Origin of the sequence: Psychrobacter immobilis, from assembly GCF_003148585.1 — a bacterium.
Taxonomy (GTDB): Bacteria; Pseudomonadota; Gammaproteobacteria; order Pseudomonadales; family Moraxellaceae; genus Psychrobacter; species Psychrobacter immobilis.
On sequence record NZ_QGGM01000005.1, the window covers coordinates 156,943 to 173,348 of the forward strand.

Annotated in this window: 13 protein-coding genes and 1 pseudogene; 4 read left to right on the forward strand and 10 right to left on the reverse strand. The window is 42.6% G+C overall.

Annotated features, from left to right (window positions below; all coding sequences use genetic code 11):
* Nucleotides 1–37 precede the first annotated feature (37 nt).
* From recR to C8D84_RS06445, 3 genes are all read right to left on the reverse strand, one after another.
* Complete coding sequence (recR, locus tag C8D84_RS06435; protein ID WP_109590891.1) at nucleotides 38–631, reverse strand: recombination mediator RecR; 594 nt, start codon at nucleotides 629–631, stop codon at nucleotides 38–40.
* A 119-nt stretch (nucleotides 632–750) separates the two neighbouring features.
* A complete protein-coding gene (locus tag C8D84_RS06440) occupies nucleotides 751–1,080 on the reverse strand; it encodes a YbaB/EbfC family nucleoid-associated protein (protein WP_045445429.1) in 330 nt (109 codons plus the stop codon).
* Between the two features lie 251 nt (nucleotides 1,081–1,331).
* Nucleotides 1,332–2,606, reverse strand: coding sequence for an O-succinylhomoserine sulfhydrylase (locus C8D84_RS06445; RefSeq protein WP_109590910.1), 1,275 nt, complete (start codon nucleotides 2,604–2,606; stop codon nucleotides 1,332–1,334).
* A gap of 479 nt (nucleotides 2,607–3,085) precedes the next feature.
* Here C8D84_RS06445 and C8D84_RS06455 point away from each other — a divergent pair, with 479 nt between their 5' ends.
* The 3 genes from C8D84_RS06455 to dusA all read left to right on the forward strand — a co-directional run bounded on the left by C8D84_RS06455 (nucleotide 3,086) and on the right by dusA (nucleotide 7,436).
* Nucleotides 3,086–4,726: a phospholipase D family protein gene (locus C8D84_RS06455; protein WP_060491440.1), complete on the forward strand. Its 1,641-nt coding sequence runs from the start codon at nucleotides 3,086–3,088 to the stop codon at nucleotides 4,724–4,726.
* Nucleotides 4,727–5,045: 319 nt separating this feature from the next.
* Nucleotides 5,046–6,347 (forward strand): MFS transporter, encoded by a 1,302-nt coding sequence (locus tag C8D84_RS06460; protein WP_109590912.1) that lies wholly within the window; start codon nucleotides 5,046–5,048, stop codon nucleotides 6,345–6,347.
* Nucleotides 6,348–6,464: 117 nt separating this feature from the next.
* Complete coding sequence (dusA, locus tag C8D84_RS06465) at nucleotides 6,465–7,436, forward strand: tRNA dihydrouridine(20/20a) synthase DusA (protein WP_109590895.1); 972 nt, start codon at nucleotides 6,465–6,467, stop codon at nucleotides 7,434–7,436.
* 66 nt (nucleotides 7,437–7,502) lie between these two features.
* Here the strand turns inward: dusA and C8D84_RS06470 are convergent, their stop codons facing one another.
* From C8D84_RS06470 to C8D84_RS06485, 4 genes are all read right to left on the reverse strand, one after another.
* On the reverse strand, nucleotides 7,503–8,291 hold the full coding sequence (locus C8D84_RS06470) for a CPBP family intramembrane glutamic endopeptidase (protein ID WP_228244502.1): 789 nt from the start codon (nucleotides 8,289–8,291) through the stop codon (nucleotides 7,503–7,505).
* Nucleotides 8,292–8,540: 249 nt separating this feature from the next.
* Nucleotides 8,541–9,431: an alpha/beta hydrolase gene (locus C8D84_RS06475; RefSeq protein WP_109590917.1), complete on the reverse strand. Its 891-nt coding sequence runs from the start codon at nucleotides 9,429–9,431 to the stop codon at nucleotides 8,541–8,543.
* A 135-nt stretch (nucleotides 9,432–9,566) separates the two neighbouring features.
* Nucleotides 9,567–10,622: a signal peptide peptidase SppA gene (gene sppA / locus C8D84_RS06480; RefSeq protein ID WP_045451362.1), complete on the reverse strand. Its 1,056-nt coding sequence runs from the start codon at nucleotides 10,620–10,622 to the stop codon at nucleotides 9,567–9,569.
* Nucleotides 10,623–10,825: 203 nt separating this feature from the next.
* Complete coding sequence (locus C8D84_RS06485; protein ID WP_109590898.1) at nucleotides 10,826–13,813, reverse strand: ComEC/Rec2 family competence protein; 2,988 nt, start codon at nucleotides 13,811–13,813, stop codon at nucleotides 10,826–10,828.
* A 323-nt stretch (nucleotides 13,814–14,136) separates the two neighbouring features.
* Between C8D84_RS06485 and C8D84_RS06490 the strand changes: the two genes are divergently transcribed.
* Nucleotides 14,137–14,712: a DUF2062 domain-containing protein gene (locus tag C8D84_RS06490; protein ID WP_228244503.1), complete on the forward strand. Its 576-nt coding sequence runs from the start codon at nucleotides 14,137–14,139 to the stop codon at nucleotides 14,710–14,712.
* Nucleotides 14,713–14,895: 183 nt separating this feature from the next.
* Here C8D84_RS06490 and C8D84_RS06495 read toward each other — a convergent pair whose 3' ends face one another.
* The 3 genes and pseudogenes from C8D84_RS06495 to C8D84_RS06505 all read right to left on the reverse strand — a co-directional run.
* A complete protein-coding gene (locus tag C8D84_RS06495; RefSeq protein WP_228244504.1) occupies nucleotides 14,896–15,207 on the reverse strand; it encodes a hypothetical protein in 312 nt (103 codons plus the stop codon).
* 335 nt (nucleotides 15,208–15,542) lie between these two features.
* Nucleotides 15,543–16,223, reverse strand: a complete 681-nt coding sequence (gene lolD, locus C8D84_RS06500; protein ID WP_045451357.1) for a lipoprotein-releasing ABC transporter ATP-binding protein LolD — start codon at nucleotides 16,221–16,223, stop codon at nucleotides 15,543–15,545.
* A gap of 105 nt (nucleotides 16,224–16,328) precedes the next feature.
* Nucleotides 16,329–16,406, reverse strand: a pseudogene (locus tag C8D84_RS06505) (IS1595 family transposase); the annotation flags it as partial.

Consider the following 16,406-nt stretch of genomic DNA (forward strand, 5'->3'; position numbering starts at 1 on the left):
GTTTTTATAAAGAAGTTATAGAAAAAATGTCAGTGTGCTATAAAAATGAACGATTTTGCATCGCTTGTCCAAGGGTCATGCTATCAAGATATTCAAGCTCGCCGCCCATTGGTACACCTTGTGCCAAACGTGTGACTTTATTAACATGACGACTAACCGCTGCACTGATAAAGTGCGCGGTGGTCTGCCCTTCGACAGTCGTACCAGTCGCCAATATCAACTCTTCAACAGGCTCTTGCTTGACCCGCCAGACCAGTTGTTCAATATTCAAATCATCAGCGCTAATACCATCAATCGGTGATAAATGACCACCTAACACAAAGTAGCGGCCACGGTAGCCGGCGGTCTGCTCTATCGCCATCACGTCTGCTGCCGTTTCGACTACGCATAGCAAGGAATCATCACGGCGCGGATCTTGGCACAGCGGACAGATTTGATCATCACTGAAGCTGTGGCAGCGTTGGCATTCGACGATATCGCGCATCGCCTCATCAAGCGCTTGGGCAAGTGCCATGCCTTGTGGACGTTTTTTGGTGAGCAAATGCAGCGCCATACGCTGGGCACTTTTTTGACCTACACCCGGCAAAATACGCAGCTGTTTAACCAGCTGATCAAATTTGGCTGTCAGCAAAGCATCTTCCTCTATTTAACTTAATTTATAAATCGTAGCTATAAAAATGGGGTCGTATCGTGTCGATAACAACCCCATTTTGTCTTTAATATGTCGTGTTTGGCTTAAAAAATAATGACTTAGAACATACCTTGCATACCAGGTGGTAGACCCATACCTGAGGTCGCGCCAGCCATGGTTTCTTCGTATAGCGCGTCTGCTTGACGAACGGCGTCATTGATAGCAGCAGCGATAAGATCTTCGATCATATCTGGCTCATCTTCTAGCAAGCTTGGATCGATGGTTAAACGCTTAACCACATGGCGACCTGTCATGGTAACTTTTACCAGACCACTACCCGCTTCAGCTTGTACTTCTTTATTAGCCAGCTCTTTTTTAGCGTTTTCAACGTTTGCTTCGACTTTCTTTTGCATCGTTTGTGCTTGTTGCATTAATGCTTGAATATTCATAGTTGCCTCTTTTGTTTTTTAATCATAAATGATTGATATTTTACTAGGGCGTGTTCTCAATTCAATTGATCATATCTAAACGGGCTAAAAATGGTTAAATCTTGCCAAACATCGTCAAATAGCTGGTTAATATCCCGATATTATCTGCGCTATTTTCCTCGTTTAACTGCAATTTATCTCATTTTTATCACCATTTTTGAAATGAGGACACGCCCTAATATAAAGTGCTAACCGCGATTATACCGTTATCTTTACAAACTGTCTAAACCACGTGCCAAATCTTTGATGATATCTTCTACATCTTCTAAACCGACCGACAAACGAATAAGGCCATCTTTTACGCCCGCTTCTGCGCGCTCTTTTGCACTCAAGCGAAAATGGGTCGTTGTTGCAGGATGAGTAATGGTGGTTTTAGCATCCCCTAAATTATTAGTGATAGAAACCATTTGAGTGGAATCAATGACATGCCAAGCCGCAGATTTCGAATCAGAGCTAGCCGACGGTTTCACTTCAAAACCCATGATAGCACCATAGCCATCTGTCATATGATGTTGACGCGTCGCAAGCTCATGAGCAGGATGATCACTCAAACCTGAGAAATGTACGGCACTAACATTGGGATGATTGACCAAAAACTCTGCCACTTGATTGGCATTTTGACAATGCGCTTGCATACGCAGTTTCAGCGTCTCTAACCCTTTGGTAAATACCCATGCGTTAAATGGACTCATACTGATACCGCCTGAACGTACCACAGTAAACGCCTCTTGCATCAGCTTATCGCTACCAACTAGTGCGCCGCCAAGTACTCGCCCCTGACCGTCTAAATATTTAGTGGCAGAATGAATCACCACATCGGCACCCAAATCAAGTGGACGCTGCAAAGCTGGGGTAGCAAAACAATTATCCACAATGAGTAGGATATCATTGGCTTTACACAGCTGGCTTAAATAGCCGATATCACAAATCTGGGCTAATGGATTACTAGGGCTTTCGCAATAGATCACTTTAGTATTTGGTTGAACGGCGTTTGCCCATGCCTCATTATCGAAGCAATCAACGTAGCTGACTTCCACACCGAACTTTGCCATATAATTATTAAATAGACCAATCGATGAGCCAAATAATTGATTGGCAGCAAGCAAATGATCGCCCGCTTTCAGATATGCCAAGCACATGGTCAAAATCGCGCCCATGCCAGAGGCTGTCGCCACTGCGCGCTCTCCGTTTTCAAGCGCTGCCAAACGACGCTCAAAGGTACGCACACTCGGATTGGTATGGCGTGAGTACACGTTACCCGTCTTGTCTCCATTAAAATGTGCCGCGGCATCTGCCGCTGAGGTATAAACGTATGAGCTGGTGGTAAAAATAGCCTCTGAGTGCTCACCCTCATCGGTACGATGTTGCCCTGCCCGTACAGCAATGGTTTGCATACCATAATCGAGATCTAAATTGAGCGCGTCACTGCGCCAGTTTGGATCTAATTTATCTACATTTTTATCATCATGGGCTTGCGACTGACTCATAAATATTCCGTTGCTTTGATTGGTATTTTGATTGATATAAAATGACTGCTTATTCTTGTGATTATCGACCGAATGCATCAGCGTTATCATATCATGTCAACTTATTCCACACAGCTGGTTTCAAGCGATGGCTAAATATTATTTTTGAATACACATCTATCTCTTTCTCAACAACAGATGAAAGAGAGACGATAAGTAAATAATGACTGAATAAGTCGCTGAATCTAACAAAAATAACGTATTTATAATAGGCATAGATGACGACAGCTGATAAGCTTAGCGGCGATTTAATTTTTGCTTTGGGCGATATTGTTATACGCTTCGTAATCAGTGCTATCATCGGTAAAATAAACGATGCACTAGCGCATGTTCTTCATTCAATTGATAGTCTTTTTAATGGGCTAAAACTGAGGACATGCCCTCTCGCTGACTTTCTAACAAATACTTCTTTATGTAAGGCTCACTAAGGTAATTCATTTATGTCGATGTTCAGTATAGAACCAAGCAACTTATCGTTGAGTCTAACACTCGGACTAACCTTAGGTCTTAGTGGATGTCAGGTTTTGCCAAAACAGCCGCACTTACCTGAAAGCCAAGCATTATCAGCACGAGTACATGACTTATATCAACAAGAAGACAATCAAGAAACTGGACAAAGTGACACAGTAGCAACCAATGACGTTGATCTGGTAGCATCGATTAGCGAGCAGAATGATATTCACCCAGATTTATCCGGCTATCACCCCATTGTAACTGGTGCCAATGCTTTTGCTTCTCGTAGTATCTTAACGGACATGTCCACACGTAATATCGATGCGCAGTATTATATTTGGCATAATGACCAAGCTGGTCAGCTACTATTGAAAGATCTGTGGGAAGCGGCTGAACGTGGCATTATTGTACGCTTATTATTAGATGATTTTAATAATGATGCCACCTTCGATCAGCATTTATTACGTTTTTCCAGTCATCCGAACATTGCGGTACGAATCATCAATCCGCTGATGCACCGTAAGTTTCAAACATTAAACTACGTCACAGGTCTGCCACGTATCAATCGCCGCATGCATAATAAAAGCATGACTTTTGATAAGCAGATTACCATCATTGGGGGACGTAATATTGGCAATGAATATTTAAGCAATGACCAAAATAGTCAATTTGCGGATTTGGATGTTTTACTCATCGGTAAAGTCGTCGCAGATATTGACAACAGTTTTTCAAGCTATTGGTCGTCGCCTTTGTCATTTGACATCGAAACGCTAGTGAAACCTGACAACAATACAGCGCCTGATTTCCTAGCGGCACTGGACAAGCTCGGTCAGGACGAAAAAGGTAGCGACAATCATTTGACGGTGTATAAAGAAGCGCTAGAAGAGTCAACGATAGACAGTGACTTGGTCAATAAACGCGTGCCTTTTCGCTGGACAGACATGCAGTTTTTGAGTGATGATGTGGGCAAGCTGACTAAAACGGTACCAGCGGATACCAATTTGGTGCATCAATTGCGTACCTTATTAGGCAGCCCAACCAAAAAGCTAACCATCATTTCCTCTTATTTTGTACCCACCAAAGATGGTGTCAATACTTTAGTGCAATTGGCTGAAGCTGGTATCGAGATTAAGATTTTGACCAATTCATTTGATGCGACCGACGTGACTGCTGTGCATTCTGGCTATAGTCAATGGCGACCTAACTTGCTGCGCGCTGGTGTTAAAATCTACGAGCTAAAATCCACCGCCTCTGAGGAAAAACGCGAAAACAAGCTTTGGAAAGCTCGTAGTCAATCCTCAACCAGTTTACATGCAAAAACGTTTGCCGTTGATGACTATCAAGTATTCATTGGCTCCTATAATGTCGACCCTCGCTCTGCCAATATCAATACAGAGATGGGTGTGATCATCAATGATGATGAGCTGGCAAAACAATTGCATGGTGCGCTGAGCGATGACCTGCTAAACCAAGCTTATGAAGTCAAACTATCAGATAATGGTAAGCTACAGTGGCATACTATGGAAGACGATAAAAAAGTGGTTTATGATTCAGAGCCACGCGTCGATATCAGCGATCATGTCTGGCTGACCATCATGTCATGGCTACCTATTGATTGGTTGCTATAGCTGCCACCATCAAAAGCACTTTAAAACCTAGTCATATTTAAATAATAACAGCGCTATTGAGTGATTCTTTTGCCCAATTTTTTTAGTTTGAGCACTTTTTAGTTGGAGTGCTTTTCATTTAAGCACTTTTCATTCAAGTGCTTTTCATTCAAGTGCTTTTAACTCCGAGGCTTGTTGCCCAATAACTTTTAGCTCAAACGTCTTTATTTTTTCGACAAATCATTATTTTTCATATTGATTTGTCGTTTTTTATTATAGCCGGTTATCCAGATAATAATCGGCTTAACGAATACTATTATATGTGGATGCGCGACCTATTATGCCTTCTCGTTCTCAATATGCAATGATGTCTTCTAAAGACAGAAACACCGTACTGTTTATCTGCTTTAGCAGCGCAGTCGCGTTTTTTGATTTTTTGATTTATTTATATCTAGCAGATATCATGGCGACCGCTTTTTTCCCTGCTAATATCGACCCAGCTATTACAAAGGTGCAAGGGCTTGGTCTATTTGCAATTGGCTATTTGGCACGCCCACTTGGCGGTATCATCGTTGGTCGTTATGGTGATATCAAAGGCCGAAAACCCATACTATTGATCAGTATATTAGTGACGGCGGTCAGCTTGTTGGCGATGGCTTGCTTACCGACCTATGGGCAATGGGGGCTGATTGCACCAACCTTATTTATAGTCTTGAGGCTGATACAAGGCATGGCATTTGGTCTTTATGTGCCACTCGCTTGGGTTTTTGTGGCAGAGCATGTGCCGCGCCAATATTCGTCAGTATCTTGTAGCTATGTCACCGCCAGTTTTTATGTAGGCGTTTTGTTTTCTAATGCCTTTTTTCTTTGGTTAACCAATTCTATGACGACTGAGCAATTGGCTAATTACGGCTGGCGCTTGCCATTTTTTATCGCGGCTATTCTGAGTTTATTACCATTACTGGCGTGGCGATGGATAGATGAGTCACCCTTTTTTCTGGAAATGAAAAACTCAAAACCAAGCGATTATGTTGCCAAACCCTTCAATTTACTCTTTAAGCATTGCAAACATTCGCTATTTATCGGCATGGTTCTCACGCTTATTGTTTCTAGCATCACGACCGTTGTTGTGCTATTACTACCCGATTTGATTGAATTACGTTTTACCTTAGACAGCGATTTATTTGGATTCTCACACAGTCTGGGTATTGTGTTCATGGTTTTTGGTTGTATTTTTTACGGGATAATATCCAACCACCAAAACTTCGGTAAGATTCTGACGGTTGGCTCTATTCTTTTGATCGCTCAGATGTTTGCCTTTTTTTACCATCTGCAAGCCAGCGGTGACTACATCCTCATTATGTATGCGCTTTTAGGCTTTTGTGCTGGCATCGTTGGGATGATACCTGCCATCCTTGTACAGTTATTTCCGACCAATGTACGACTAACAGGAATGGCTTTTTGTTATAATATCGCCTACGGTATTGTTGGAGTGCTTGTGCCTTTTGGACTGGGTTATGCCACTTTGTATGTGAGCTTCTCACCAGCGCTCTACATTGCATTTATCGGTTTTATCGGCATAATAATGGGTATTTATTTTTATAATTTGCCTGAATTTAAAAAAATCGACCACATTATTTAGCTAGTAGCTGCATAAAGATTGAAATTACAAATTTAAGGTGCAATCGTATGTCTCATACATTGCACCTTGTTCATTTATTTAAGACACCAATATTATAAAATATTAAGGCTCAAAACCATGGTTGATATGACCAACAAACGTCTTTCCGTTGCACCCATGATCGACTGGACAACGACGGATTATCGTTATTTTGCTCGGCTTTTCAATCCGCATGTTTATTTGTACACCGAGATGATCAGTACGGGCGCGCTGATACATGGCAATCGAGCACGGCATCTGCGCTTTGATACGCTTGAGCATCCGCTGGTACTACAGCTGGGCGGCGCAGATATTAGCGAGATGACGCAATGTGCTGAATTTGCGCAGCAGCATGGCTATGATGAGGTCAATATCAATGTTGGTTGTCCCTCTGATCGCGTACAGCATAATAAGATTGGTGCTTGCCTCATGGCAGAGCCGCACACGGTTGCCGATTTGGTCAAACACATGCAAGCGGCGGTCGATATCCCAGTAACCGTGAAGCATCGTATTGGTATCGATGATTTTGACAGTTATGAGTTTATGGTGGATTTTGTAGAAAAAGTGGCAGCAGCAGGTTGTACACGCTTTATTGTCCATGCACGTACTGCATGGCTACAAGGGCTTAGCCCCAAGCAAAATCGAGAAATACCACCGCTACGTTATGAGGATGTCTATCGTCTCAAACAAGATTTTCCACAGCTCGATATCGAGATTAATGGCGGCATCGATACTGTTAAAGACATCGAAGCACATTTGCAGCATGTGGATGGCGTGATGATTGGTCGCGCGTTTTATCACAACCCTTACCTATTAGCAGAAACCAATAGCTTATGGAACGAATCAGCACCTAAGCGCTCAGATATTCTAGCGCAGCTGTATCCATATATGGAGGCGCAGATTGCTAAAGGTGAAGCACTGCCAACGATGACAAGACATTATTTAGGGTTGTTTCAAGGACTGACGGGTGCGCGCAAATGGCGACAGGCGTTAAGTGGTAAACCTCAGCTAACAATCGATGATATAAAACGGGCAGCGGATGAGGTGTTACTACTAAATCCTGATGCTTAAGAAAATCCATCATTATGATGACAGCTATAAAAGTGCAATAGTAATGCCGAAATATCCATTATTTATTTAGGCGGTTTGCGCAATATATTGCCACATCGCCGCCCCATTATTCACGATATGCAATAATATCGGCAGTAACAGCGAGCCTGACTTGATACGCGCGTAGCAAAATATCAATGCCAGTACCACAATGGTACTGATTTCATAAATACCATACTGCACATGGATCACCGCAAATATCAAGCTGGTCACGACGCTTGCTACGATTTCCCCTCGATGCCTTGAATAAGTTGACGAGGTAAATTGCTCTGCGATCGCTGACCATAATAGACCACGAAATATCAGCTCTTCATAGATTGGCGCGACAATGACCATTGCAAATATCAACAGCCATACTGAGCTGACAGACTGATATAAAGGGTCGACGAAGAGCAGTGGCGATTTATCAAGCAAATAAGTCAATGCCTGACTGCCAATCATAAATATCAACAGCAGCCCAAGCAATCCCATACCCACCGCAAATGAGAACGGCTTTAGCGCTAAATACTGCCGACTATCGCCGCCTCTTACACGTATCACCAAAAGGCTAATAGCAATTAATAGCACGCAGCCTATGATAATAGAGAGGCTGACCACGGTGCCATCGTTACTACCAAAAAAGAAGATATCAGCCATGGTTGAATTTTTAGCAGCCGGTAAGACCAGCTTGCCAGCGATATATACGCCTAGCAGCTGACTGATAAAAAATGCCGTCAGCATACCAACAGTCAGTAGAAATACACCCAATCGTGAAAATAGCGGCGTGCGCTTAGGCGGCGTATTAAGATTGTATGAACCAGTAGCATTTTTTAGCATAAAGTCATTACTCAAACGGATATTTTGTCAGCTCGCATCTAGGGCGTGTCCTCAATTCAATCGATTATCCTCTAAATGAGTTAAAAATGGCTAAATTTTACCAAACATCGTTAAATAGCTTATCAATATCTCGATATTATTTGCGCTACTTTCCTTGTTTGACGGCAATTTATCTCATTTTGATCACCATTTTTAAAATGAGGACACGCCCTAGCATAAGCAATAATGAGCAGAAATAGTCATCAGCGATTATGTTGGTAGTTGCTGCTCAATCAATGATAATACTTGTTGAGAGACCGACTCTGGATACTCAAGTGGAAACATATGACCACCGGCATGGGTCTCATAAGGAATATTCAAACGCGACTTTATTTGTTGCGGAAATTGGCGTTTTAAAAAGATACTGTCTTGACCGATAATCAAAGTAACAGGCGGCTTTGGTCCATGATTTGGTGCCAGCCAATACCAAGATGGATTGGTGCGAAAGACAGCGACCTCACTGGCTTTCGGAATCGCCAATGTCACTTTGCCATCCGCACGTTCGTGTAGCCCATGCTCGATATAGCCTTGAAAACTGCGTTCATCAAAGTTTTTGAAAAAACCTTTATGCCGCATCTTATCGTATGCATCTGCGCGGCTCTCCCAGACATCACGGCGATGCTTAGACACGCCAGCTGGTGACAATTTATCCATCAGGCGGTTATTCATCATCGGCAATCTATCCGCCGTCTTTGCCAAATGCCATAGCAAACTCACTTTGCCATAAATCCAAGGTGGATCCATGAGTACCGCTTGGGCAAAGTACTGCGGCGCACGATACAATGCCTGCAAGGTACACATTGCACCAAGCGAATGACCCACTGCCACTATTTGCGTCACGCCATGCTTCTCACAGGTATTTTTGACACTATCAATAATCTGCTGTGTAAGGCTGCGCCAATGGTCATCGACTGGATAATCAGGCGTTGCACCCAGCATGGCAATATATTCAATGGTAAAAAATTCTGCTAACTTCTCAAAAAATGGCTGATAAACCGCACTTGGCATCCCATTAGCATGAGCAAAATGCAAGACAGGTTTGTTGGTTATTGTAGAGAAAGGTAAAGCAGTAAAAGTTGGCAAATTAATTTCATCACTCATGACAAGCTCTCTTCGATTTAAGTCGCTATTTAGGGTGTTTTTTATAATCATTGAATCTCATATACAATTGAGGCTGAGCATAATCATACGCTCAGCCTCAACAATCATACACAGTAAATCTCAAACATAACACGCTTAACGCATCTGCGCATTACCTTCTTCTTGCGGTAAAACATCAAGGCTGACACTAGAGCCAATGCCCGCACCCAATTTAACAGCAAAGCGGTCCATGAATAATTGGAACGGATCTGTTGGGCTATAATTGATCACATTATCCAGCTCTAACTGCTTTTCTAAGCTAGCGATGCTGCCTTTCTTATCGGCTAAGCCAAGCTCAATCGACTGCTCGCCTGTCCAGAATAACCCTGAGAACAGCTTATTTTGTTCAGGATTTTTGAGACGATCACCGCGACCCTCTTTCACTGCATTAATGAAATGCTTGTGGGTGTTGTCTAATACTTTTTCGACATGTTTTTCTTCATAATCCGTTAACGGACGTGACAAACTTAATATGTCTTTGTATTCACCAGCAGTAATCGTACGATCTTCTACGCCAACTTTATCCATCAAACCTTTGATGTTATAGCTTGGCATAATCACGCCGATAGAGCCAACCAAACTTGATGGATTCACATAAATCTCATCCGCCGCAGAAGCAATATAATACGCGCCAGAAGCACCCATATCACCAATCACTGCATAGAGTTTTTTGTCTGGATATTCTTTACGCAAATCCATCATAGTCTGCCAAATCTCATCAGACTGTACTGGTGAGCCACCAGGTGAATTGATATCCAATGCTACCGCCTTTGAATTGCTATTTTCAAAAGCACGGGTCAATGCCTCATTGACATCATAAGCGTTGGCCACATCGCCACTACTAATGACACCTTGTAGCTCAACCACGGCTAAATGCGGCTTGCTCGTGTCGACACCATCTAAACCCGTTGGCGCGCTGCTGCTGCAACTACGACCAAGCGTCAGAAATATCAGTAAAATATAACCAAAGGTCAATAGTTTAAAAAAGATACTCCAGCGACGGGCGCGGCGTTGCTCGACCACACTAGCCAATAAAGTGTTTTCAAGCAATCGCCATTCTTGTCCACTCGGCTGGCTTGGCGGCGACATCGGTACTGGCTGATTTGCCGAATTGTCAGGACGTTTGTTAGGGTCTGGTGGCCAGTTGGGCATATAACTTCCTAAGTCAGAAACAGTCTAAAGCAATAAAAAGAGAAGATAGAAATACAGTCAGTAATGAGCTGCTTCTCACTCCAAATACGGTCACAGTCATCTATATTCATAGGCTGCTAAGTATGGTGGTATTTCAATCATGGTTCAATAGTATAACTGGGAAATATCACTATATTGTAACATTGATTAGATAAGCGATATTTTTATGGCGTGATATTGGTAGTATCTACTGCCGCATTGAGAAACAACGTTGCTTCTGGCATTTTGTCATCATAAGTGATCATTTCAGTGATTGTTTGACGACTTATCACATCGTTAGTTATCTGTGATGTGCTATGTCCTAGCCATGTCACATTACGAAAAGTGCGTGGTTGCTCAGGTGGTTCAACTGGACATAACAATCTCCACATTTGCCAAATACGCTGATGGGTATCTGCATTTAATATCACACGTGCCTGAGGCATATTGGCTTGATGAGTCGATGGATGGCTACTTGATGTGAGTGTCTGCGCAGTGGCAGGTATTGATTTGAGTGGATCAGCCGCATTATACTTTAATACCCTTATGGGCAAGCTGGCATCTATAGCCACCGTACAATCCCAAACACTCGGACTGTCTATTTTGCTCCACCCTGTCAATGCTTGTATGGACAAGTCACCATTGCCCAACTGCCATGTTTTGCCTTGTTCACAGCGTTGCACACTGATATTCGTCATGTCCTTGGGTTGGCTAGTGACTTTATAGGCTTGCTGAAATGCAGACCAACGATCAGAGCGTCCTGCTTGCCAATACTGACTAATAGGTAAATGCTGATTAAGCTGAAAAACCGTCAAAGGCAACAGCTCAGAAGCACTAGCATTAGAAGCTAAATACTTCTTATCAGTAGTAAGCGTATCCGTCAATCCAGCACTGCTACTCTGCACAACCATACCCTCTAGTATATCAACTGACAAGCTACCCAACTGCTGCGCCAATGTCATCGACAGCTTATTCGCCGTTAGATTACTGGGCATCGTTCGTGCAGCATTGGGTCTATGGTCAGATAAAAATAGCCAGCTGATGTTTGTCTTATGCGTATTTGTTGTGGATGACTGCTCATTATTGACAACAGGATACTGCAACAAAGCAGCGCTTATATAGGGATCACCCGTTGATAAGATATACAAGGTCGGTATCGTCGTTAGTGATTGCTGATTGGCATATACCGTCATCATTAATAAGGTTAGCAGCGGCAGTGCCAGCCAACGACTGATAAATCCTCGTGGTAGTAGCCATGGCAACATACTTAATAGTACCATCAGCAATATGGCGACATTCACAGGAGTATAAAGCCACGCTTCTGACAATGCAGGTAATGAAGTTAACCACGTTATCAGTTCATGCAATTTCGCGACAATGGCGCTAACGAGCAGCCAAATACTATCAGCAATAGCAGGTGATAAAAGATAGCAAAGCCCGGCCAACAGATTAAGCGGCACAATCACCCAACCAAATAAACCGATAGCAAACAGATTGATGACAAGACCCCACAGCGACGCCTTGCCAAATAATAACAATGTAATAGGTAATAAAGTAATAAATAGCCAAAATTGTAATTTGAATACACGTTTGCCTATTATCCAAACACGATTGAATGCAGTCTCTACTACACTGGCATTATGAGCAGATGCCGTTTCTGATACGACAGCTGATTGCGTATATGATGCATCATCATATTTAAGGAGTAATGCCACTGCGATAAAAGATAGCCAGTACCCTGCCTGCCATAATACGTAGGGATCAAGCCATGCCATCAACACTGCCAATGCAAACAACACCCGCATCGTACTAACCGGCAATAATGTTAAACGTACCAAACCTATCGCGAATAACATCCATGCGGTACGAGCAGCGGGTACATCAAAACCAGTAAATAGCGCATAAATAAAAGCAGCAGCGATCATCACCCACCAGCGCACTTGCCAACGCGGTACATAACGATAAATCCTTGGCCATAGCCGATCAAAAAGCAAAACCGCTGCACCCGCCAGCATAATCGCTAAAAACAACACATGAGTGCCAGAGATAGCCAGCAAATGTGAAATACCAGCCAGTTGATATAGATCTTTGGTCTCACGATTGATTAAACTGCGATCACCTGTGAGCAAACTTAAAGTGACCGCTTTTGCCTGTTGCGCTGCTGTGGTCTGTGTCGACCAATCTTGATAAAAATGCTGGCGTAATTGCCAACGACCTTGGTTGATATAAGTCTGAAAACGCTGCAGATATGAAGAAGAGGAAAATGCTGGCTTTGATACCTCAGTATTGGTGACATTTGATGTGCCAACGGTCAATATATTAGCGACTCCATCAATATGACGACCTCGCAGCCAGCGATAACTGTCAAAACCAGATGGATTGCTCAACGCTTGCTCAGAGGTCGCCAGTGGTGCAAGCGCTAAACTCATAAACAGCTGATCGCCAGGTTGTAAGTAATTTAAGCGGTCAAACGGATTGCTGTCCAAATTTTTCTTGGATGATTGTTTTGATGGTTTTTTTGGATAAGCGTTGAGCAATACACGGTACGTGACATTCTTACCGTTATTCTTATCTGAGTTATTTTCATATAGGTTGTTATTGCTTAGGCTATTATTTTCATCTATTAGAAAGTTACTGGTCATAGCGTCTAAATCTTCAACCGCCAACGCCGATACCAAGGGTGATATATCACTAATGACAGCAACTTGTCGATAGCCACTGTCCGTGGCGACGTCATAAACGCTGTCACTTATCCCTTCGATGGTGACTAATGCTTGCACACGCATTGGCTCAGTGATTTCTGTTAATTCTGCTTGTTGATGGCTAATCAGGGCTTGCAGCGCACTGCCAATGATTAATCCAATTGCCAATACAGCAACTAAAACATGAGTCAAGATACGAAAGAAGAGTTTAGATTTATGTGAAGTATTATATGAAGGATTACGTGAAGAGAGACCAGCAGCATGTTGCGATAAATGGCTGGGTTTTGCAGAAGGTACATTAAACTGGGCAATAACAATCAGGATAATAGCAAAAATAATGAGCGACAAAGATAAGGTGGGAGTATTAAATATATCCATTAACGATGAACTAGTGGGTATCGCCATACTATCTGCGACTGCCAAAACGCCCATCATGGCGATAATAATCAAGCTACCAATCAACCAGTACACCAGCGCTCCTTGCTTGATGAGGTGAATATTAGTTTTTGCCTAAATAAAGCCATTTGTTATGATAAATAGCCACTTAATATGACGAAAATGTACCGAAACACCAAAACACAGATTGATACTAAAACCAGAAACAACAACTGATACGTCATGCAATAGCATTTATATAACTATTACCCTATACTGACTGACATATTGCGATGATGATAATCTGACATCATTATTCTCTATATCCTCAGCTGTACACTTTATGAATAATATTACTTTATAGCAGACCATCAATGCGATTGAGCGGACTGTAGCTAACGATTACAAAAGGCGATCCTGTGCCCCAAAAACGTCTGAAAGACCTGCTTCCTACGCCAGAGAAAATCTTAGAAAGTCGCACCTTAAAACTGTTCGCACCGCATTTGGCTGATCCACGATTATGGCACTTTAATCGACATAGCTTAAATAAAGCGGTCTATATCGGGGTGCTTAGTGCATTTTTCCCATTGCCAGGGCAGATGCTGCTGGCTCTAGTTGGCTCATTAATTTTTCGTGCCAATGTTCCCATGGCGCTCGGCTTGACTTGGATTACCAATCCACTTACGAGCTTGCCCATCTTTTATGCAGGCTATTATATCGGTGCCAAAATCCTTGACGTACCGATGATTAGTCTGCGGCTTATCGGCAGGATGATTGCTGATTTTAGCTTATGGGCACTGTCAGATGGTGCAAATCCATTCATTACCTATCGCGGCACGGTATCGATTGCTGCTTTTTGCATAGGCTTGACGATCTTAGCGATTGTGACCAGCATCATTTGTGGACTGGCATTTAAGGCAGTTTGGCGCTACAAAACCGTCGTGAGCTGGCAAAAACGTCAGCAAGAACCTTCTGATAAATCACCTAAAACCTAATATATGCTGCTGTTCTCAAGTCATGGTAACCATAACGTAGCGAACCACCCTTTACTTTCAACCATTCGCTAACGCCAGCAATCTAGGTTACCATCTGTCCTCGATTATTCTATGCTATGTCTCGATATCACCTTAAGCTGGCTATGACTTAAAAACAAAAGCCATTTTCTCTGTTGATACCAGTCACTCTGCTTCTTTATTCTTTTCTATGGCAGCAAGGATGTTGTCCGTAAGGCTAGTGTCCATCACGAAAACTTCAACCACTTTTTCATCTTTAAGCAATGTATAGCGTTTGCCCGTTGCACTGTCTTGAGCTTTTAGATCATAATCAACGCCAGCCAAAGTAATGGCATCAAAAACGGGTGTTAATAGATCTATTTGTGCCTGTTTATCAATTGTCTCGAATAACCTCACATCCATATAGGGTTTTAAAGGTTCATTGCCTTCTTCGGCACTGCCAAAAGCAGCGATTGGGTCGTCATCTCTATCCATCATAATAATCCTTCTTTAATAAATTGGCGGCATTTTGTAGCCCCATTTTGCGTTTATTTTTATTAAAAACTTATTGCCTGTTGAACATAAATTTTGTCGTTCTAGGGTATATCCTCACTTTAGTAATGATGATAAAAGCGAGACAAATTGCCGTCAAACAAGAGAAATACTACAGATCATAGTGACATTAACCAGCAGTTCAGTTCAACGACGTTTGACAAATTTTAGCCCATGTAGATATCAATTGACTTAAATCAGGACACACCCTACTACTTAATAACAATAACCATTTACGCTATTAAAAATAAAACGTTAAAAAATGCAGCGTTAAAAAACAGTTAATACTGCTCCCAATGACCATTACGTAGCAATAACTGACGATCTGCCAGCGCCGCTAGATTGCGATCATGTGTCACCATTAATAGTGCGGTTTGCATGGTATTTTGCAGCTCTGATAATAATCCAAACACGCTTTGCGCATTGTCATAGTCCAAATTACCAGTTGGCTCGTCTGCCAAAATAAGCGACGGCTTCGTAACCAAAGCACGGGCAATAGCCACACGCTGACGCTCGCCGCCCGATAGCTCACCAGGTCTATGCGCCAGACGGTGCTCAAGTCCGACACTTTCTAGTATCGCAATTGCTTGCTCTCTTGCTGAAGTCGTTGAGACCTCTGGTCGCATCAGTAACGGCATCGCAACGTTTTCAATGGCAGTAAATTCGGCTAATAAATGATGAAACTGATAAATAAACCCCAAATGCTTGTTACGCATGGCACCGCGCTCAGTTTCATTCATGCTATTTAACAATTGACCATGTAGCCAGACCTCACCGCTGGTTGGCGTATCAAGACCACCAAGCAAGTGTAGCAAAGTGCTCTTGCCTGAACCACTGGTGCCAACGATGGCGATGCGCTCGCCAGCATGGACGGTCAAATCCAAGCCAGTCAGTACTTGCGTACTAACCGCCCCTTCATCATATATCTTGTTGATATTTTTCGCCTCTAAAATGGCAGACATGGCTTTTCCTTTATTCTATTTATACTGGTATTGATGCTTTATTCAGCGCTACAAACAATTTATCAGCCTAAACTTGCATTAAAATTAAGGGGCTGTCCTAGATAACTAGTTCAGTTCCTGTTTAACCCATTGTTTTAGCTGGTGTAATTGACGTTTTGGATCACTGTAGTTAAAACGCCACTC